Below are 17,262 nucleotides of genomic sequence, written 5' to 3'. Positions count from 1 at the left end.
ATTTGACAGATAGATTATACTGCCAAATGAAACACTTATTTTACATTTTGGTGTTATCACACCAAGGAAGGAAAATGAAAAAGCGAACGTTATTTTTACTGGCAGTGGTTCTAACTTTAACAGCTTGTTCAAATTGGACGCCGTTATCTTCAGCTGCTTATGATGGTGACATTGCTGGAATGCAGAAAGCACTAGATTCTGGTGTTGATGTAAATGACCAAGATGGTTTCGAATCAGATGCTATGTTTTGGGCAATTCAAGGAAAAAAAATAGCAGCGGTTTCTTTTTTATTAGATAACGGTTCGAAAATAGATCGCATTGATTTTTATAATGCTGGATTTGTTGGCGATGAAATGTTGAAAACAATTTCATCGCATTTAAAGGCAGGTGACCCCCAACTTGAAGAGTTGATGTACTTTGCATTGGCATTTGGTCATAAAAAAACATTTTTTGATTTATTAGGCAAAGGAGTTGCTGTACCGCTCCCAGATCCAAACTACCTCGGTCAGGAAATGAAAGATACCGTTATCGCGGATAACGTATTGAAGTCTACTGTCACTTCTTTACCTAAATATGATGCATTAACTTTAGCTCTAATAGGAGGAAGCAACAGCATAGTCCATCATCTACTCTTAATGCCTGTTGATTGGAGACTTGATTCCAATCGTAATGTCTCAAGCTATAATTTGGTGGGTTATAATCCAAACTGGATTAAAAAAGAGGCAAACCTTCTGTGTGTTTGGAGCAGAGGTCAATTCTTTTTTAATTCAGAAAGTGGCAAGCTTTTCTATTATACGGTTCCACCAAAACCTGACGATGAAGTCCTAACAATGGATACATTGAGTTATTTTGTAAATAAAGACTCTATCAATTCAATATGTGAGAGTAGCTGGAACACACCAGTTGCCTCTGCGGCTAGTCGCTACCGCTCTACGAAGATGGTAAAGCAACTTATTGCCTTAGGCGCTGATCCATATGTTATCTCAACGTCTGGTTCTACTTTACTCCACTATTCGACCAGATTGTACAGCCCTGAACTTGTAAAATATTTGATTGATATTGGTATTGACCCTAGAGCTAGAAACAACGATGGGCAAACAGCATACGATTTAGCTGGCTTGCGCAATATGACTGATATTCAAAATATCCTTGCCCCGTATACCCCTAGACAACAATCGGATAATAGCAATAGCGACTTAATGGGTAAGTTGGCAGCTACGGCAGGCTTAATCGCAGTAGGTAGCCAAGCTAACCTATCGTCAGAACAGATGAGTCAGTTTGTAACGGCAGCCACTCAAGATGTTTGGCTTAACGATGGTAAGAGCAACAACCTTGCTCAGTTGCAGCAATCTGCTATGGCATCTTCAAGTAAATCAGCGTCTAGTACTTCGAGTAGTTCTAGTAGCACTGGAATCAACAAAGCACACGGTCCTAAAAAGCCATTACGCAATCAGGGTGTCTGCAAAGACTATACGATTGATAACTACAAAGATGCAAACCTAATTGGTGAGCCTCAAATCGATACGTTATGTGCAACAGGTATTGTTCACTACAGAGTTTACCTAGCGAACTATGGCCGTAGCGATGCTGATGCAAAAGAGTTAGAAAAAGTATACCAAGCGCATGTTTACTCGATGGAAACTGCGAACAAAGTAGACAAAGCGACTCAAATGCCTTCAGGCTAATCTGAACTTTTAACAACAAATATAAGCAAGCGGGCTCACTTTGATGAGCCCGAATTTTTTACCATTGGCTGTTGCTCAAGGCGCTGTTGTTTCTGCTGAGTTTCATTACACCATCCACCAAATTATCTATCTGGCTTTGCTGCATTTGCATTCTGCCCAAGAACGCGTTGAATTCGTCCTCTTCAATTAAGCGATAACCTAACGCTTTGGCTTGTTGCTTCAGGAGCATTAATTCTGGTGTGTTGAGTTTCAGTTCATTCGCTAGGTTATTTCGCATCATGCTTTTTGCCATGGCTTGTTCAAAGCCACGATGGGTAAACCATGCTTCACTGCTGAATTGTGCGGTGTAGTAATGGCAGATTTCTTGAGTGCTTACCTGACGCACTTTCGCCAGTTCGCAAATAAGGTCGTTGAGTGATAGTTCGGTGTTGGCTGGAATGATGTTGGCAGGTAACTGAGGCTTTTGTTTGCTTTGAAGGAAAGCGCGGTTTACTTCGAGTTGGAATTTAGGGCTTATCCATCCGGCATAGGAAATCGCTAATAACTCATCAACGAATGTTCCGGGTGCTTGACCTCCTCGAATTTTGCTTACAACACCAATCCTCAGATCTGAGGATTGCTCTAATTCATTAATCAGTTCTTGGGTTGAATCCAGTCTTAGCCAGTTGTTTGGCTGCTTTGATTTACCTTCACCACTAGAGCGATGCAGTGCATTTAAATTAACGCGATTATCAGAATCAAAAGGGATGACTGTGTTTGCGATGATCAGTTGATTAGGCATGATTGCCTCCTAGAGAGTAATTCGTTTTATCACCACTCAAAGGTTCCAATCAAAGGGTGGTGAACTGGACAAGGTTGGAACTACCGCTCTCTAGGAAACGGCGCGCCGAAGCGCCCCTGCCCAGCCCACCATAATTCAGATAGTACGTTTTCTACACGAAACGCCTATGTTTAGATGCGCCAAGGCTGCACATAAAAAAACCAGCAAAAAGCTGGCGTCTATGCGCCTAGAGAAATCAAAAGCGGGGTTCCAATCCCGACACCGGATTTTGCCAGTGCTCCGATAGACTACGGTGTAGCCCGTTTTGTGTCAATTAGTTGCCCAGATTTCTAATCGTATAGATGTACAAAAAGCAGGTTTGCAGCAAACTTTTGAAAAAGCATATTCAATTAATATAACAGCTGCTTGCGTACAGTCTAAAGTTATCTATATCGAAGGACCTGGGGCTTGAAATGGAACAAAATCAACTAATTCTTAAAGATACTGCTAGTTTGTTAGAGCGACCAACAAACAAATTGTTAGATGACTTTGGCGCAGGACGAGCATCTCCTGGCTCTGGAAGCGCTGCGGCCTTACTTGGAATATTGTCCTGCAAGATGATCACAACTGTGTGTGATATCAGTGAGAGTAAAGATACATGTAGTAACAAGCACAAAGACTTCGTTTTCATTAAAAGTAAAGTAAAAGAAGAGATAGAACCAAGGCTTAAGGAATTGTTTGAAGTAGATGCAAAAGACTTTGAAGAGGTTGTTAACTTAAGAATCCTTCGTGACAAAACTACTGATAGCTCTGAGAAATCAAAGTATTCACGTCAATCTATGGAATTGCTCGAAAAAGCAACTGATTATACTTTTGAGGTGGCTGAAAGATCTCTGACGCTGATGGACTATGGTATTGCAATGTTCGAGCATGGTTGGCACGCTATACGTGGTGACTCGGGAGTATCTATAAGTGCCGCAATGTCTGCGGTAATGTCTTGTATTTTCATTATTAATTTGAATCTGAAAACACTGAGTAAGCGCAAATACGCATCAGAAAAGTTGAAAAAGGTAGAAGAACTACAGTCTAAGCTTGAAAAATTGCAGGCTAAAGCCTTTTCTTGTGTTACATCTATTAGTTCAGAGTCCATTAATGCAATTCAATTAGAGTTAGGAAACATCTAAAAATTAATTACATAAATTGTTCTAAACATGATTATCAACAAAAATAATTTTAATACATCAAATGGCTAACGTATGGCAGTAACTAAAGGTCAAGGTAACCCAAAGTGGACTAGAGACGAGACAATTCTGGCGCTTGAGTTATATCTAAGTTGCAAGGACCAAGTTCCTTCAAGTAATGATGCTAGAGTGCAGGAGCTATCTGCGCTTTTAAGGTCATTTCCTTTTCATGATGAATTCGCGAAAAACGATACATTCAGAAACCCGGACGGTGTCGCTTTTAAGCTCCAAAACTTAAAAGCCGTTGCTACAGGTAAAGGGCTATCAAACGCTTCGAAAACCGATCAGGCTGTTTGGGAAGAGCTCGGAGATAATCCATCTTTGGTGGCGAATACAGCTGAGAACATCAAAAAAGGGCTGAGAGTTATCTCCGCAGAACGGGAAGAAAGTGATAACGAAAAGGAACATGAAGAAGGCAGTGTGACTTATCGTGTTCATGCGAAACGCGAACGCAGTATTGGTTTGCGAAATAAATTTATCAAAAAATGCAAATTAAATGGGGAACTTAGTTGCGAGTTGTGTAGCACTCAAGCCGCGAACATTCCTGCTGAACATCGGGATGCTGTGTTCGAAGTCCATCATTTAAATCCGCTAAATAACACAGGTAACACAAAAAACAGCTTAAAGGACCTCGCGTTACTGTGTGCCACTTGCCACAGAGTGGTACATAAGTTAATTCGTGATCGCGCTGAGCCAATGACTTTAGAAACTGCAAAAGTAATGTTGGGTATTTAAACCCAACATTTTCCTACTTACGCGTCTAATAACTAAACCCCAAATCCCCTACGTTAAGATCAATGTCAGTTCCTTTCTCACTCTTCATATTGTCCACGGTCATTGGCTTATCAGACTTAACGGTTAACGCTATTTCAGCCTTGCTGTTGAGTGTTTGACTCTTTAGTGGTTGGTATTGACCGTAGGCACTTGGCGTTTTCAGGCTGTTGTTTTGATAGTCGGCATAGGTTTTCTTGCGTTCGGTTTGGTTGTGGGTTTCATTGGTGGTGATGCCCAACGTGGCGTTCTTGTCTTTGATGCTATCGAGTTTATTGGCTAGGTTATCAACTTCACTCCCCGCTTCACTAATGCCCGTTTTCCAACCATCGGGAATGAGCGAATCTGGCAGCATGTTGATGAGTTTTTTAATGCCGTTCCATAGGCTATTAAATTGCTCTTTCACCCAGTTAATCACTTTGTCTAAGCCTACGAACTTATCGACTAAGTAAGTGATAGCTATAATCGCGGCACCAACGGCAGCGACCATCATACCGATAGGGTTTGCCATGATCACCGCGTTAATGCCAATCAACGCAACTTTAAAAATTGCCAGCGTGGCAATAATGCCTTTGAAGTTTTGCGATACAAACACAAGCCCTTTGCCTAAGAACTCGAGCGCTTTGTATAAGCCGTTCACGGTTTGAATCACTTTATCCATAAACTCGGTGCGCCACTCGGTATTCTTGAACTTGTTGGAAAACTCAGTAAACAGTTTGGTGGCTTTCTCCATCACGGGTGCAAGCGCGGCAAACTTAATGGAGCGAATGCTTTCCTGAATTCTCTGCATTGCATCGTTATAGGCTTCGGCTTTGGCGGCATCTTCTGCGGTTGCTCCGCCACCTAGTGCGTTCAGTTCTTCACGGGCAGCTGTTAAGCCTTGAGTACCTTCCCGCAGCATGATGAGCATTTCACGCCCACTGTCACCGAAGGCAGCATCGGCAAACGCCATTTGCTCTTGCGCTGTTTTCAGCTTAGAGAAAGATTCGAGCAGCATTTCATAAGCTTGTTGGTTGTTTTCCGCACCTTTTAAGTCTTTAAACAGCCCGTTCTTACTCTGCTTGAGGTAGCTGCCTAATGCGCCTTTGCCCGTTTGTTGCAACACACCCAAACGGCGAGTGAAACGCGTCATCGATGCGGATAGGCTATCAGCACTTACGCCTGCGTGTTCGGCTTGCGACTGCATGGCTTGCAGTTCACTAATAGGCAGTTGCAAGTTTGCTGATTTCTTAGCGAGCTTATCCATTTCGGCGGCGGTGCTGTTAATGGTGCTGGCAAAGCCTGCCAAACTTAACCCACCAATTAAGGCAGAACCTTTACCAATGGCAGAGGTGGCAAGGTTAGGCAGACGAATGGCGCCATTGAGTTTTTGCAGCGGTGACATCGCACCTTTTAAGATCGCGTACTTCTTACTGAGCTTGGTGACTTCTGCACCATGCTTTTTGTAACTTTTCTCTAGCCGTTTATTTTCGCCATCAAGGTCATGAACTTTCACACCTGTCTTTTTCAGTTCAGAGCCTAACTTCACCAAGTGGCTTTTGTAGCTGTCCTGTTCTTGGTTGAGTTTATCTACCCTCTGTTGTTGCTTGGTGATTTTCTCTGTGAGTGCTGCCGTTGGCTTACCCGCTGCGGTCGCTTTGGCTTGCAGCTCTTTAAGCTTTTCACTGGCGGCAGCAATAGCGATGGTGTTTTGGTTCATCGCCTTTTTGGTGTTCTGGAATGAGCCAATCATACCCATAGCGGCAGAGTCATCGGCTTGAGCTTTCTGAATTTTCTTGATGGCTTTGGCGTAGTGGTCTGACTCACTTGCCATGCCTTTCAGTGGTGCGGATACCTTATCTTTCATCCCCATCACCACAGACAGGTTCATTTTCATATCAATGCCCTTAATACAAAGAAGAGAGCTAATCGCTCTCTTCTGGTTGGGTTCTCTGCCGTGCGAGTTCGCGGAACAGTAATAAATCTTCGTAGCTGAGTGCGTCTATTTCGCTTGGCGGCCAATGAAAGGCAACGGCGATGTCTGCGTAATAATCTTCTACTCGTTCTATCAGAGTTCCGTGTTCACGAAAAAAGAGGCGATGGTAGTAAGCAGCGGCGCCCAGTTCTCTGGCGCTAGGTTCAGCACGTCTCGCTCGTTGAGTGATGAGATACGTGGAAGCAACACTTCCCCTGCTTCAAAGTTCATCCCACATACATCAATCAGGCTCAACCCACGAAGATGACCAGAGTTCGGCTTGCGAATTTCAACGGTTTTGATTTCCACATCGTCTTTGATGATGGGCGTTGCCAATGTTGCGATGCGCGTTTGTGATTGGTCTTTAATTGCTGTCGCCATAGCCCAGTTCTTCCATCAGTTCGTTGAGTTTGGTCTTACGACCGCCTTTATTTGGATCAAGCTTCATCACGGTTTCAAACAAGGCATAGGCTTGTTCTTTCTCACCGTTTTCATAGTGCCAGTCGCCAACTAAACGGAACATTTTCACTTTTAGTGGTGCGTTGGTTGCCAGCTTGCCTTCTTGCAAATCACTCACAGCTTGAATGAGATAGTTGCGATTAAACTCATGCTTCTGTTCGTAGGCTTTATGGGAGTACTGAAACACGATGTCGCAGTAACCTGTTTCGCCATTCACTTTCCATGAGTTCGGTGTTTCTAAGCCTTTGTCGATCGCTTCACGCAGTTGGTCGTGCACTTCTGGCAACTTGCCAAGGTCGATTTGCCATTGATAGAACCACCAGATCACATCGAGGTTTTGCAGGTTACCGTGCGTGGTTAGTAGCCTTTCAACAATCGGTTGGTACTTCTTCACCAATTCTTCTTTGTATGGGTCTTTCTCTTGAGAGCCAGCCAGTGTGCGCAAGTACTCTAAATCTCGCTTGAGCATGGCTTGAGTCTCTTCCCATGGTTTATCGGCAATCGCTGACGGCTTGGTAACAATCACCTCTGGAATTACCAGAGGCTGAGCTTTCTGCTGCTGCATTGCCTGACGCTTTTTCAAAATGGATAGCATGACCGCTCCTTATTGTGGGATGAGTTCGTAGCCGTTAAACAGCACTTCGAGCTGACCGTCTTTCACGTTGAGGCTTAGTGGGTCTACCGTCCAAGCATCGGTAAGTGTGTACACTTTGCCGCTGTTGGTTTCGAGCGTGATGCTTTCATCCAAAAACGCTTTGATTGCGTCTTCGTCGGTGGTTTGGGCGTGAACGATGGTGCACTTGATGAATGGCGCATCCGAGTATTCTTCGCTGTGGCCAAGAACGCCATCATCACCCATGACTGCTTCACGCTTGAGATTACCGAAGCCGATTTCTGCGCCTTCTTTAATAGGAAGGCGACCTAATGAGCCTGCGTTTAGTACTGCGCGGCTAGTGATTTTTGTTCCCATGGCTTACTTCCTAAATTGAATTTTGCCTGCAACGATAATCAAGCCGTTCACGAACTGCGGTGAATCTTGATAGTTGATACGCTGCTTGTTGGTGTCGTCCAGCTCAACGATGAGTGACTTCTTGTAGCCGTCAAAGTCCTGCACAATGCCGTTGTATTCAAGCTCTCGATATAGTGCCAACAGCTCGGTTTTGAACATGCTCGGCGTAACAATCGCCTGACCGGGTGCAAAGCGAGTTCCGTCTTTTGCTACTTTGAAACGTGCGTATTTACTCAGGATGCGAGAACGCTGCTTCTGGCGGAAATACATGGCGGTGGCTGGCGTCATGATGTCGAGGTAGCTGTTGTCGGCTATGCCTGCTGCATTTTCGGTGTAAGCGGTGACTGCTCGTTCAACCAACACTTCTTTGGCGGTGTTGACGGTGTAAGTGCCCATACCTTCATGCAGCAGTAAGTTACGTTCTGCCCAATCGAATTCGGTTTCAGCAATGGAATACAAACCACTCATTTTCAGTGTTTGAAGTGGACGACACGGGTCATTCGCTAGAGAAGGTGCAATCTGCCCTGCCCACGCGCCAATCGCAGCCGCATCAGATAGAGCAACATTTGCTGAGTTACCTAACGCGTTAACCGGCATAAAGCTGATAAGCGGACAGTTACTCTTGTTAGCGAATGTCACGAGTTCGGCATTGGTTCCCTTTTTCGGGATGTAGGCCAAACCGGGGATTTGTTGCAACGCTTCATAACGCTTTTCCAAGAACTCGCCTAAATCACGAATGGTGGTTTCGTCATTGAGCGAGCAAATGATGTGGTGATACTGCACATCATCAAGGGCAGCTAAAGCAGACATAGTATCTGCCGCATCCACACTCACAGCGTAGATAGGCATGGATTCATCTTGCTTACGGAAGTAAGTAATCATCTCTACGATGTCTGATACGCCGAACTGTTCTTGCGCTTTGGTTTCATCCATACACAACACTACTGTGTTTGGGTTAACCGGTGCACCTGCTACTGCGTTGCCGATCACTAAGCAGATTTGTTGGTCTTCTGCGCTGTTTGCCAAGCTGTTGTCGATTTCGACATACATGCCCGGAACGTAAGCACTGTTTGGTACTTCATTAAAGCTGATACTCATTGGTCAGCCTCCTTAGTGGTTGCCGTTTTGACCGTTACTTCCACGACAGATTTATCTTTGATGCGACGCAGCCAGTAAGGGTTACGTGGCTTTTCTTCACCCGTTGCCTTTAGCGGCTGCCGAGTCTCTGGGTCACGAACCAGTAACCCTTTTTGCGGTTTGACTTTGATGGTTTGCATTTAACTTTCCACGTCTGTTGTAAAGTGTTCGGCAACTATGGTTAGCAGCTTGCGTTCTAATGCAGGCGTCCAACCTATGAATGTTCGTTGTGGCATTTGGTAGTTGTGTTTTACTCGCATCCCACCTTGCCAACGCCCTGTTCGGCTATCGAAAAAGCCTTTTACTTGAGTGGTGAAACTCAACTGACTGCCTTGGTTATGTTCCTGACCAATTCGCCCGACCACACCCGAAAGACCAACTTCAAAGCTTTTGTCGTCTGCTTGAGTTCGCAGTGCTTTGGATATCCCCATCAACATGTTCTTGTTGTTGACAGTGTTCTGCGCCGCTAAGCCTTTGCTGAGTTCTATTCGTTTGCGCCTTGTTCGGCTTTGGTACGGGTTGTTATCGATATCTCGCTGCGCGCGTATCTGAGCTCGAAAGAACTGCCGTGCGTGATTCGCCATGCGGCGGTTCAGGTCTAACTTGTCACTGGCCGTCATCACTAAATGCTCGATAACTTGGGTGAGCTGTTCTGGCGTTCTTAGGGTTAACTCACTCATGGCAGGTCATCCAAATGACCAACGAATAAGATCAGTTCGCCAAGGTCGTCCTCATCCACACGGGCTTTGAACTCGCTGATACATTCGTATCGTTCACCGTTTTGTTTCCAGTCGCCTTGTTCGTTTGGCTCAAGGCTGAATTCTTCCCGAAGATCGAGTTTTATCTTGATGTCACAGCGACCTTTATCGAGCAGCTCTGTGGCGAAACTTGGGAACGCGAGCCCCTTTTCCTGACGATGCGGGTCATAAGTGTTGAGCCAAGAAACAAGGTGCATCATTAAAATGTGCGGCTGAACTTTAACGTCCTGCATGTACACGATGGCGGTGTATTCAATTTCAAAACCATCGACAAACTCATCTTGGCCACAGAACAACGCTCCATCTTCCGCCCAGACAGCAAAGTTCTTTGCATCCACAATGTGCTTTTTGAACAGGTCCGTCAGGCTTTGAAGTGCTTTCATCACACCACCTCAAAGCAGTAGGTTTCTTTACCATGCAAAAGCAAATCGACCGCTTGTCGATACTGCACTTCACAGTGATACTTTTTGCTGCTAAGTGCCTCTTGTCTGTCCGCGGCTTCGGCTGTGGAATCTGTGCTGAGCTTGATACCAATCAGCTCACTGGCAGTGAGTGCAAATACCGCTTGTGTGTACAGCGTAGTCCCTGCTTCTTCGTCACCAAACTTATCGACCGATAGCGCGGTTAAATCGTCGTACTGCGCAATGGTGTCTACGAGTTCACGATGTACTTTGATGCGCGATACTTTCGCCTGTTGCAGAATGCCTGCCTCTGTTTCATTGCTGAGGAAATTAAACAGAGACTGAAACTCTGAAATTTTGAGTTCAGGGAAGTTATCCGTTGCTGCCAGCACGGAGGTGTACGTTTCGTTTTTATTACCTACGTATTCCATAAATCACCTTGAGGGAATGCAGGCATACATTGCACGAATAACAATCTGAGCCAGAGCTTGATTGATAACGTGAAAGAGCCTGCATTGGTGGGGTGTTAGTTAAGGGTGATTACACCCAAGCGCCATTAATCAGAATTTTCACGTTGTCGAACTCTACTGCCGCCACTTTTTCTAGCTGCTCGATAACGTAAGCCATGTTCATAGACTCAAAGTTTTCCATCTGGTCTTTAGCGTCGTTTTTCTTACCAACGGTACGACGAACTGAATCTTCCTGAATGTAGATAGAAAGGTTGTCGTAGCTTGTGACCATAATGCCGGTAGACGGGAAACCCGGAACGGATACCGCAGGCAAACCACCGTAAGTACCAATTACTTGGCGCTCTTGAATCTTGCTCTTTTCGCTTGGCATGTTGCCGTGCGAGTCATAGAACTTCGCTTTCTCGTAAGCCAATAAATCAGAGCCCACAATCGCAATCAGATCAGAGTCATTTTCACATGCTGGATGCAGCATGTTTTTTAGGTTCAGAACTGCAAGGTCGAGGTTTTTAAAGTCACCTCCTTCACCGATTTTGATAACACCAGAAGCTTCAACACCTTCGGTGATCAAACGTTCTGCGTTGTGGTCACGCATTGCTTGGAACCAGCCTTTGTTGACGTCTTCACCGTTCGGGTTTGCTGCTGCATCCGTATTTGCTGCCGCTGATTTGCCGTACCAACCGACCGTAATTTTGTTCGCGTCAATCTGCTCACGGGTATGCTTCGACACAATGGTGTTGAAGTTTTTCATGTGCGCCCAGGCATCAAGCTTGGCGTAGCGAATAGCCGTATCAAAGTTGGTTTGCACACAGGCATACGGCATGGCTTGCATGCCGTGGTAGTCTTTTGGCTTACGCTCACCATCGCCAGATGTGTCGGTGCGGCTGGCAATCATGCCACTCACACCCAAACCAATGGCTTCACCAATCTGGTTTTTCACTGTGATGATGTTGATGCGGCTCAAGAACCAGTTACTTTCACGAATCGCTGCGATGATGCGCTGCGTACCGTTTGGTGAGACGTTAAACATCTCTGTGGCGTCATCGACACCGTTTTGTTTCGCTACCGCTTGAACGTAAGCGCTGAGCTTTTGCTTCGTATGTAGTTGCATGACTTTACCTATACAAATTGAATGAGTGAGAAACCTGAGTGCTTACAGGTAGCATTCAGTTTCAGAATCTTGCCCAGCTAGCTTTCGATCTTGTTCATCAGTGATGGTGCTGAGCTTGGTGGTGAGGTCATTGAGCTGAGTGGAAAGTAATTCGACTTTCTCTTCCAATGGGTTCACTTCAGGATCAGTTTTGGTTTCTGGCTCTTGAGGCTTGTCTTTGCTGCTCAGCGTTTCAACCAACTGACCAAGTTGTGTGCTTAGTTTGTTGGTCTGCTCTATGCTCTGCTTTAGCAGCTCTTCAGTTTCTTTACTCATTTCGTCTTCTTCCTCTTGTTGGGAAAGCTGCTCAGTCGGCTTTTCACCGTTGAGCCAGTTTTTGAATTTCTGGAATAGCGAGACTTCTGCCCCATCGCTTTCTACCGAGAACTGTTCAGGCTTTAAGGTGAAGTTAGAAACGACATGCACCTTGCCATCCTCTTTGCTCGATAGATGAATTTGGGTTGTGCCAAGCGAGGCAGGTTTATCGGTTAAAGCCAAACCCGTTAAGTAGGCTTTGCCTGTGTCTGAGAACTTTTCTACGAACTCACAGGATGTGTGCAATAACTGCCCTTGCTCGATGGCGCGGAGTAAGTAGGAATTGGGTTTCACCACGGCAAAGAGTTTGTCTTCACGCTTTTCCACTGAAAGCACTGAGCCGTACTTGATACTCCAGTCGTAATGTTCTTCATTGATTCGAGCGGTGTACTTCTCTGGGTTATAGCTCTCTGCAATTTCGTCAATGATGTTTTGCTCAATCACACGTCCGTCGACGGTCGTGCCTGCCTGCAAAATACAAATGGGTTGTGATTGAAACATGCCTAAACGCTCCTAAATTCGATGATTCCAATCTAACTAATGACCTTAACTTTTTGTATTTATGAAGATTCTAGATAGGTGATTTAGAAACCTTGCTAGCTGAGGAATGGCGGGCGCTGTAGCACTATGCAAACATGAAAACGAATCTAGCTATTGAGCAAACCTCACCCTTGTACACCGCAGACCAAACCAAAGCGCTTGGGCTGTATTTGCGTCAGTACAAACCTGCTGAAATGGCAGATGCCGTGGGCGTTGCAGTGCGAACCATTCAACAATGGATTTCGAAATTTAACTGGAAGGAATTGCGGGACGATGCACCGGTAGAACTGATGCTGCGCCAACGTATTGCGTATCTGATGTGGATAGACCGCAAGCACGATGACCAGTTGAAAGAATTGGAAATGCTGCTGGCACAAAAGCGCAAACGCGATGAAGCTGATGGCAAGCAGAACCCCCGACGCAGTTTCAGTGATGGAGAAGAAAATAAACGCGGTCGTAAGCCTAACAAGGTTAAGAACGATATTTCGCACATCACCAAGGAAGTGCTGGACGAGTTCCGCGAGAAGACTTTCTTCGACTACCAGAAAGAGATCCACGCGCATAAGTGCAACAGTGAACTCAATGAGTTCCGCTTCTACCTGAAATCTCGCCAGATTGGTTTAACGTATTACTTTGCTTATGAAGCCTTTGAAGATGCGGTACTCAATAAAGACAACCAGGTGTTTTTATCTGCATCGCGCAAGCAGTCTGAAATCTTCAAAAACTATATTCGCCGCTTTGCTTTGGAGATTGGTGACGTTGACCTGAAAGGCAAAGACGAACTGCAATTGTCTAACGGTGCTACGTTCTATTTCCTTTCGACCAATGCTCGAACATCGCAAGGCTTTAACGGCCATGTGTACTTTGATGAAGTGTTCTGGATACCTAAGTTCGGTGAGCTGGACGACTACGCAGGCGGTATGTCGATTCATGAGAAATATCGCACGACTTACCTATCAACACCTTCAACTGTAGCTCACGAAGCCTACCCTAAATGGCAGGGTAAGAAAGAGCTCGGCATCGATGTTAGCCATGCGGCACTGAAGAACGGTTCTCTCGGTGATGATGGGATCTTTCGTCAAATCATCACCATTGATGATGCGATTGCCAAAGGTGCAACGTTCTTTAACTTGGACAAACTGCGCCGGAAATATCCCGATAAAACCGTGTTCGATAACTTGCTGCGTTGCGTGTTCTTGGATGACTCCGCATCGATATTTTCACTTAAAGCGCTACTCGCATGTAAAACGGATTCATCACGCTGGAAGGACGTTGACCACAATAAAGCGCGCCCTGTTGGCAATGCGGAAGTATTGGTGGGTTATGACCCTAGAGGCGGAGGACAAGGTGAAGGTTCCGACGATGCAGGTTTAGTGGTTGGCTTGAAGCCTAAACGTAAAGGCGGCGTGTTCCGACTAATTGAATATGCACGTTTAAAAGGCTCTAGCTATGAGCAGCAAGCACAAGCGATTAAAAGCATCACCGAAAAATACAACGTGGTCCATTTGGCGATTGATGTGAGTGGTGTTGGTTCAGCCGTTGCAGAGCTAGTTCGTAAGTTCTACCCAAGTTTGATTGAGCTGGATTACTCGCCCGAAGTGAAACGGATGATGGTCTATAAGGCGCGAGAAATCATCAATGATGGCCGACTGCAATTCGATGGTGAATGGGACGATTTGGTTCATTCATTCCTAATGATTCGCCAGCAAACCACCAAAGCGAGCAACCAAGTAACCTTTATTTCTAACCGCAGTAAAGTTGGCTCTCATGCTGACCTTGCCTGGGCTTCGATGCATGTGATGCATTGGGAGCCAATTGATATTCATTGCGAAGACGATACGACCGTGTCGTTCTTCTAGGAGATGCATAGTGATTGAGATTGAATTTTCTAACCCTGTCAGCGTAATGAATAGCGATATTCTGAATTACCTTGAAGTAGCTTTGATTGATGGTTTGTATGAGCCGCCAATTCAGCTCGACACGCTCGCCAAAGCGTTACGGGTGAACCCGATGCATTCGAGCGCGATTGAATTTAAGCGTAATACCCTCACCTATGCTGTGACTGTAGGAGAGGTTTTGTCTCGCCGTGACCTAAAGCGTTTCATTCAAGACTACTTAACCTTCGGTAATGGCTACTTTCACGTTGTGCGAAATTTGTTAGGGCAAGTGATTCGCATCAAGCATATTCCTGCACTCTACATGCGCAGGCGTGAGGACTTGGGATACACCTATAAACCACGCGCATACGATGACGAAGGTCGTGTGAACTTCCGAAATGGTCAGATTTTTCACTTGGCTGAATATGATGTGGCGCAGGAGCTTTACGGTCTTCCCCAGCATGTGAGTGGATTAACTTCAATTTGGCTGAATGACGATGCCACCCTATTCCGTCGCCAGTACTACCGCAATGGTTCACACGCAGGTTACTTGCTGTATATGAACGAGCCCAGCATGACCAAAGAAACGGAGAATGACATCCGTAATAAGCTACAAGCAAAAGAAGGTATGGCGTTCAAAAACTTGTTTGTAAATGCCAAAGGTAAAGACACCAAAGCCCCTGAGTTGAAACCGATCGGGCAAGTGGAAGCCAAAGACTCGTTCAAGGATGTGATGAACCAAACGACCAATGATGTGCTATCTCTCCACCGCGTTCCGCTTGAACTCATGAGCGTAAAACGAGAAGGCATTGCCGCAAGTAGTGACCTAAACAAAGTTGACCGCATCTTTCACAAGAACGAGCTGCTGCCACTAATTGATTCGCTCAGTGAATTGAATGAGTTTGTTGGGATAGATGTGATTAAGGCTAATGAGTATGAGAGTTTGGAGTGAACAATAAACAAGGTCACTAGTCACAACAAGTAGGCGAATATGTTTGCCTACTTATTCAAATAAATACTAATTTTTACTTATAAGTGATTTGAATAAAGATCCCTGAGTCCAATCTAATCCATCACCATATGCCAAAATAATATTGTTTATTGCCTTCGTCTTTTCTTGACCTGAAGCGTATGTATTACAACTCTGGCACTCACATAAGTACATCGTTTCTTTCAATTTATAGACATGAAGGGTGTTTTCTCCACACTGGAGACACTCTTCTATTGATTCAAGGTACTCTTCTTTCTCTTTTTGTTCAGCTAGCTTAGCTTTTATCATCGCTTGTTCAATTAGAGCAAAGGCATCCGCATTAATAGCTCTTATTTCGTTATCAAGTCTTTCTTTTGCTAGCTCAGCTTCGCTCGGTGGTTGAGGAGCTTCCTCTGGATAATCTTCAAAATAGTCAGACCACTCACCCATAACATATTCCCTCTTAGAGTTTTTTCGCTAGTTGCTCTTTAGCCATATAACCGTATTGAGATCTTGGGTGTTGTTCAACTAAGTAGCGATACAACGCTTCCTCTTCATCGTATCTACCCATTTTCTGATAAGTAAGAGCTTTTAAGTACGTAAGTTCTGCATGCATTTCTGGAGTTGTATTTCTTACTTTCTCCGCTTGGTTTATGTACTTCAACGTATCTTCATAATCTCGGTCTTCGAAATTTGAATATGCTAAAGAAATAGAGCCCTGCTGTACTTGAGATGAACAAGCCACCACTAAGGTAGTTGCTAAAACCAATATTAACTTCTTCACAATCACTCCTTTGATGTGTCCATATGCAACTTTGATTTACTAATTTTAGTATGATCTGGTTTTTATAGAATTCCATGTCTTATATTGAAATTGTGATGAAAGACAAAAAGATACCGCCCATTTCAGGCGGCATTTTTAAGTAGTGAATGAATCCTATCGAACTCTTTAACCATACTTCGCTCAATACGGTCACCAAGTTCTTTGACATCATCTTTGGTGGCGTAGGTTTCAGCTACGTGGGTTTTGTATTCACCTAGTTCTTTGGATAGGCGAAATAGGTAGCCGATGAGCAAACTTAAGATCAGCGTGACAAAAGTACCAAAGGCCAGAACTGCATTCACCCAACTTGGGTCTAGTGTCATTCCCATTGCTCTACCTCTTTCAGTTTTTTACCTTTGAGCGACATGATTATGTCGTCTACTGTTTCTTGGGTGACATCGTTGGTCGACAGGTTTTTGATTTTCTCCAACCCCCAAATCACCAAGCGAGAAGCGAAGCGTTCTAAAATCACTTTCCATGCAACTTGAAAGAAAAGACCTTTAAGCACTTCCCATAGGGTTTTTCCGAGGATGTTGGTAATAAAGTTCATGACCGATTCCTTAGTTAATTTCTGTTCCGAGACGCATCATTTCACTGAGCGTGTTTGCACGTTTGCCGACCTGACGCGCCCAGCGACTGTTCAGCATTTCATTCGCGGCGACTTGCCAGTGCTCACGCTCAATCGCGGCAATCATTTTTTTGAACATGCCAAAGCGTGGTAAGCCCATGTTGAAAATCATATCGACGATGACTGCCTGGCGAGGTTCATTTAGTGAAGCGAAGAACGGCAGTGATTCTGCGTCTTTAATCGCGCTGTCGAGATCATGTTGAAGCAAGGTATCCGCTTCTTCTTGGCTGATGCCGTTGTCTTGCAGATTTCGACCGTAGCCAATGGTGATTTTCTGACTGCTGCAGCGGTAGGGTTTTAAACGTAACCCTTCATGT

The 17,262-nt window shown here is 44.9% G+C and carries 23 protein-coding genes; 5 read left to right on the top strand and 18 right to left on the bottom strand.

Annotated features, from left to right (window positions below):
- Positions 1-74: 74 nt before the first annotated feature.
- On the top strand, positions 75-1,685 hold the full coding sequence (locus tag ACOSVQ_RS19475) for an ankyrin repeat domain-containing protein (protein WP_491984105.1): 1,611 nt from the start codon (positions 75-77) through the stop codon (positions 1,683-1,685).
- A gap of 58 nt (positions 1,686-1,743) precedes the next feature.
- On the opposite strand, the gene ACOSVQ_RS19470 is transcribed toward ACOSVQ_RS19475, so the two are convergent.
- A complete protein-coding gene (locus ACOSVQ_RS19470) occupies positions 1,744-2,466 on the bottom strand; it encodes a KilA-N domain-containing protein (protein WP_491984104.1) in 723 nt (240 codons plus the stop codon).
- Positions 2,467-2,918: 452 nt separating this feature from the next.
- Here ACOSVQ_RS19470 and ACOSVQ_RS19465 point away from each other — a divergent pair, with 452 nt between their 5' ends.
- Together ACOSVQ_RS19465 and ACOSVQ_RS19460 are read left to right on the top strand one after the other, a co-directional pair.
- A complete protein-coding gene (locus ACOSVQ_RS19465; RefSeq protein ID WP_491984103.1) occupies positions 2,919-3,629 on the top strand; it encodes a cyclodeaminase/cyclohydrolase family protein in 711 nt (236 codons plus the stop codon).
- 72 nt (positions 3,630-3,701) lie between these two features.
- Complete coding sequence (locus tag ACOSVQ_RS19460) at positions 3,702-4,421, top strand: HNH endonuclease signature motif containing protein (RefSeq protein WP_491984102.1); 720 nt, start codon at positions 3,702-3,704, stop codon at positions 4,419-4,421.
- A 25-nt stretch (positions 4,422-4,446) separates the two neighbouring features.
- Here ACOSVQ_RS19460 and ACOSVQ_RS19455 read toward each other — a convergent pair whose 3' ends face one another.
- The 12 genes from ACOSVQ_RS19455 to ACOSVQ_RS19400 all read right to left on the bottom strand — a co-directional run bounded on the left by ACOSVQ_RS19455 (position 4,447) and on the right by ACOSVQ_RS19400 (position 12,608).
- The gene (locus tag ACOSVQ_RS19455) at positions 4,447-6,333 is read right to left on the bottom strand and encodes a hypothetical protein (RefSeq protein ID WP_491984101.1); all 1,887 of its coding nucleotides are present in this window, start codon (positions 6,331-6,333) and stop codon (positions 4,447-4,449) included.
- Positions 6,334-6,361: 28 nt separating this feature from the next.
- On the bottom strand, positions 6,362-6,475 hold the full coding sequence (locus ACOSVQ_RS19450; RefSeq protein WP_491984130.1) for a GpE family phage tail protein: 114 nt from the start codon (positions 6,473-6,475) through the stop codon (positions 6,362-6,364).
- Positions 6,476-6,504: 29 nt separating this feature from the next.
- Positions 6,505-6,792: a phage tail assembly protein gene (locus ACOSVQ_RS19445; RefSeq protein WP_491984100.1), complete on the bottom strand. Its 288-nt coding sequence runs from the start codon at positions 6,790-6,792 to the stop codon at positions 6,505-6,507.
- Positions 6,776-7,465, bottom strand: coding sequence for a phage terminase small subunit (gpM, locus tag ACOSVQ_RS19440; RefSeq protein WP_491984099.1), 690 nt, complete (start codon positions 7,463-7,465; stop codon positions 6,776-6,778). Before gpM ends, ACOSVQ_RS19445 begins: the two co-directional genes overlap by 17 nt.
- 9 nt (positions 7,466-7,474) lie before the next feature.
- Positions 7,475-7,840 (bottom strand): phage tail tube protein, encoded by a 366-nt coding sequence (locus ACOSVQ_RS19435; RefSeq protein WP_491984098.1) that lies wholly within the window; start codon positions 7,838-7,840, stop codon positions 7,475-7,477.
- A gap of 3 nt (positions 7,841-7,843) precedes the next feature.
- Positions 7,844-8,977 (bottom strand): phage tail sheath subtilisin-like domain-containing protein, encoded by a 1,134-nt coding sequence (locus tag ACOSVQ_RS19430; protein WP_491984097.1) that lies wholly within the window; start codon positions 8,975-8,977, stop codon positions 7,844-7,846.
- Positions 8,974-9,156 (bottom strand): DUF2635 domain-containing protein, encoded by a 183-nt coding sequence (locus ACOSVQ_RS19425; protein ID WP_491984096.1) that lies wholly within the window; start codon positions 9,154-9,156, stop codon positions 8,974-8,976. Before ACOSVQ_RS19425 ends, ACOSVQ_RS19430 begins: the two co-directional genes overlap by 4 nt.
- Positions 9,157-9,696, bottom strand: coding sequence for a phage virion morphogenesis family protein (locus ACOSVQ_RS19420; protein WP_491984095.1), 540 nt, complete (start codon positions 9,694-9,696; stop codon positions 9,157-9,159).
- A complete protein-coding gene (locus tag ACOSVQ_RS19415; protein WP_491984094.1) occupies positions 9,693-10,157 on the bottom strand; it encodes a phage tail protein in 465 nt (154 codons plus the stop codon). The genes ACOSVQ_RS19420 and ACOSVQ_RS19415 overlap by 4 nt, the downstream gene beginning before the upstream one ends.
- A complete protein-coding gene (locus ACOSVQ_RS19410; protein ID WP_491984093.1) occupies positions 10,157-10,606 on the bottom strand; it encodes a head completion/stabilization protein in 450 nt (149 codons plus the stop codon). Before ACOSVQ_RS19410 ends, ACOSVQ_RS19415 begins: the two co-directional genes overlap by 1 nt.
- 109 nt (positions 10,607-10,715) lie before the next feature.
- Positions 10,716-11,753 carry a phage major capsid protein, P2 family gene (locus tag ACOSVQ_RS19405; protein WP_491984092.1) on the bottom strand — a complete coding sequence of 346 codons (1,038 nt, stop codon included), beginning with the start codon at positions 11,751-11,753 and terminating at the stop codon, positions 10,716-10,718.
- 42 nt (positions 11,754-11,795) lie between these two features.
- The gene (locus tag ACOSVQ_RS19400) at positions 11,796-12,608 is read right to left on the bottom strand and encodes a GPO family capsid scaffolding protein (RefSeq protein ID WP_491984091.1); all 813 of its coding nucleotides are present in this window, start codon (positions 12,606-12,608) and stop codon (positions 11,796-11,798) included.
- Between the two features lie 134 nt (positions 12,609-12,742).
- On the opposite strand from ACOSVQ_RS19400, the gene ACOSVQ_RS19395 reads away from it, so the two are divergent.
- A complete protein-coding gene (locus tag ACOSVQ_RS19395; RefSeq protein WP_491984090.1) occupies positions 12,743-14,506 on the top strand; it encodes a terminase large subunit domain-containing protein in 1,764 nt (587 codons plus the stop codon).
- A gap of 10 nt (positions 14,507-14,516) precedes the next feature.
- On the top strand, positions 14,517-15,476 hold the full coding sequence (locus tag ACOSVQ_RS19390) for a phage portal protein (protein ID WP_491984089.1): 960 nt from the start codon (positions 14,517-14,519) through the stop codon (positions 15,474-15,476).
- A 66-nt stretch (positions 15,477-15,542) separates the two neighbouring features.
- Here the strand turns inward: ACOSVQ_RS19390 and ACOSVQ_RS19385 are convergent, their stop codons facing one another.
- From ACOSVQ_RS19385 to ACOSVQ_RS19365, 5 genes are all read right to left on the bottom strand, one after another.
- A complete protein-coding gene (locus ACOSVQ_RS19385) occupies positions 15,543-15,944 on the bottom strand; it encodes a hypothetical protein (protein WP_491984088.1) in 402 nt (133 codons plus the stop codon).
- Positions 15,945-15,957: 13 nt separating this feature from the next.
- On the bottom strand, positions 15,958-16,278 hold the full coding sequence (locus ACOSVQ_RS19380; RefSeq protein WP_491984087.1) for a tetratricopeptide repeat protein: 321 nt from the start codon (positions 16,276-16,278) through the stop codon (positions 15,958-15,960).
- Positions 16,279-16,400: 122 nt separating this feature from the next.
- On the bottom strand, positions 16,401-16,646 hold the full coding sequence (locus tag ACOSVQ_RS19375; protein WP_222735324.1) for a hypothetical protein: 246 nt from the start codon (positions 16,644-16,646) through the stop codon (positions 16,401-16,403).
- The gene (locus ACOSVQ_RS19370) at positions 16,637-16,867 is read right to left on the bottom strand and encodes a hypothetical protein (RefSeq protein WP_491984086.1); all 231 of its coding nucleotides are present in this window, start codon (positions 16,865-16,867) and stop codon (positions 16,637-16,639) included. Before ACOSVQ_RS19370 ends, ACOSVQ_RS19375 begins: the two co-directional genes overlap by 10 nt.
- Positions 16,868-16,877: 10 nt before the next feature.
- A partial coding sequence (locus ACOSVQ_RS19365) for a glycoside hydrolase family protein (RefSeq protein WP_491984085.1) occupies positions 16,878-17,262 on the bottom strand: 385 nt, incomplete at its 5' end.

It is taken from the genome of Vibrio sp. HM8-C, from assembly GCF_058630515.1.
The sequence above is the reverse complement of the archived record's forward strand: the minus strand, read 5'-3'. Positions and strand labels throughout refer to the sequence as shown.

What these genes read in the sequence shown, in the direction of transcription:
- ACOSVQ_RS19475 (WP_491984105.1), top strand. Translation starts at nt 75, where the DNA reads ATGAAAAAGCGAACGTTATTTTTACTGGCAGTGGTTCTAACTTTAACA.
- ACOSVQ_RS19470 (WP_491984104.1), bottom strand. Translation starts at nt 2,466, where the DNA reads ATGCCTAATCAACTGATCATCGCAAACACAGTCATCCCTTTTGATTCT.
- ACOSVQ_RS19465 (WP_491984103.1), top strand. Translation starts at nt 2,919, where the DNA reads ATGGAACAAAATCAACTAATTCTTAAAGATACTGCTAGTTTGTTAGAG.
- ACOSVQ_RS19460 (WP_491984102.1), top strand. Translation starts at nt 3,702, where the DNA reads ATGGCAGTAACTAAAGGTCAAGGTAACCCAAAGTGGACTAGAGACGAG.
- ACOSVQ_RS19455 (WP_491984101.1), bottom strand. Translation starts at nt 6,333, where the DNA reads ATGAAAATGAACCTGTCTGTGGTGATGGGGATGAAAGATAAGGTATCC.
- ACOSVQ_RS19445 (WP_491984100.1), bottom strand. Translation starts at nt 6,792, where the DNA reads ATGGCGACAGCAATTAAAGACCAATCACAAACGCGCATCGCAACATTG.
- gpM (WP_491984099.1), bottom strand. Translation starts at nt 7,465, where the DNA reads ATGCTATCCATTTTGAAAAAGCGTCAGGCAATGCAGCAGCAGAAAGCT.
- ACOSVQ_RS19435 (WP_491984098.1), bottom strand. Translation starts at nt 7,840, where the DNA reads ATGGGAACAAAAATCACTAGCCGCGCAGTACTAAACGCAGGCTCATTA.
- ACOSVQ_RS19430 (WP_491984097.1), bottom strand. Translation starts at nt 8,977, where the DNA reads ATGAGTATCAGCTTTAATGAAGTACCAAACAGTGCTTACGTTCCGGGC.
- ACOSVQ_RS19425 (WP_491984096.1), bottom strand. Translation starts at nt 9,156, where the DNA reads ATGCAAACCATCAAAGTCAAACCGCAAAAAGGGTTACTGGTTCGTGAC.
- ACOSVQ_RS19420 (WP_491984095.1), bottom strand. Translation starts at nt 9,696, where the DNA reads ATGAGTGAGTTAACCCTAAGAACGCCAGAACAGCTCACCCAAGTTATC.
- ACOSVQ_RS19415 (WP_491984094.1), bottom strand. Translation starts at nt 10,157, where the DNA reads ATGAAAGCACTTCAAAGCCTGACGGACCTGTTCAAAAAGCACATTGTG.
- ACOSVQ_RS19410 (WP_491984093.1), bottom strand. Translation starts at nt 10,606, where the DNA reads ATGGAATACGTAGGTAATAAAAACGAAACGTACACCTCCGTGCTGGCA.
- ACOSVQ_RS19405 (WP_491984092.1), bottom strand. Translation starts at nt 11,753, where the DNA reads ATGCAACTACATACGAAGCAAAAGCTCAGCGCTTACGTTCAAGCGGTA.
- ACOSVQ_RS19400 (WP_491984091.1), bottom strand. Translation starts at nt 12,608, where the DNA reads ATGTTTCAATCACAACCCATTTGTATTTTGCAGGCAGGCACGACCGTC.
- ACOSVQ_RS19395 (WP_491984090.1), top strand. Translation starts at nt 12,743, where the DNA reads ATGAAAACGAATCTAGCTATTGAGCAAACCTCACCCTTGTACACCGCA.
- ACOSVQ_RS19385 (WP_491984088.1), bottom strand. Translation starts at nt 15,944, where the DNA reads ATGGGTGAGTGGTCTGACTATTTTGAAGATTATCCAGAGGAAGCTCCT.
- ACOSVQ_RS19375 (WP_222735324.1), bottom strand. Translation starts at nt 16,646, where the DNA reads ATGGGAATGACACTAGACCCAAGTTGGGTGAATGCAGTTCTGGCCTTT.
- ACOSVQ_RS19370 (WP_491984086.1), bottom strand. Translation starts at nt 16,867, where the DNA reads ATGAACTTTATTACCAACATCCTCGGAAAAACCCTATGGGAAGTGCTT.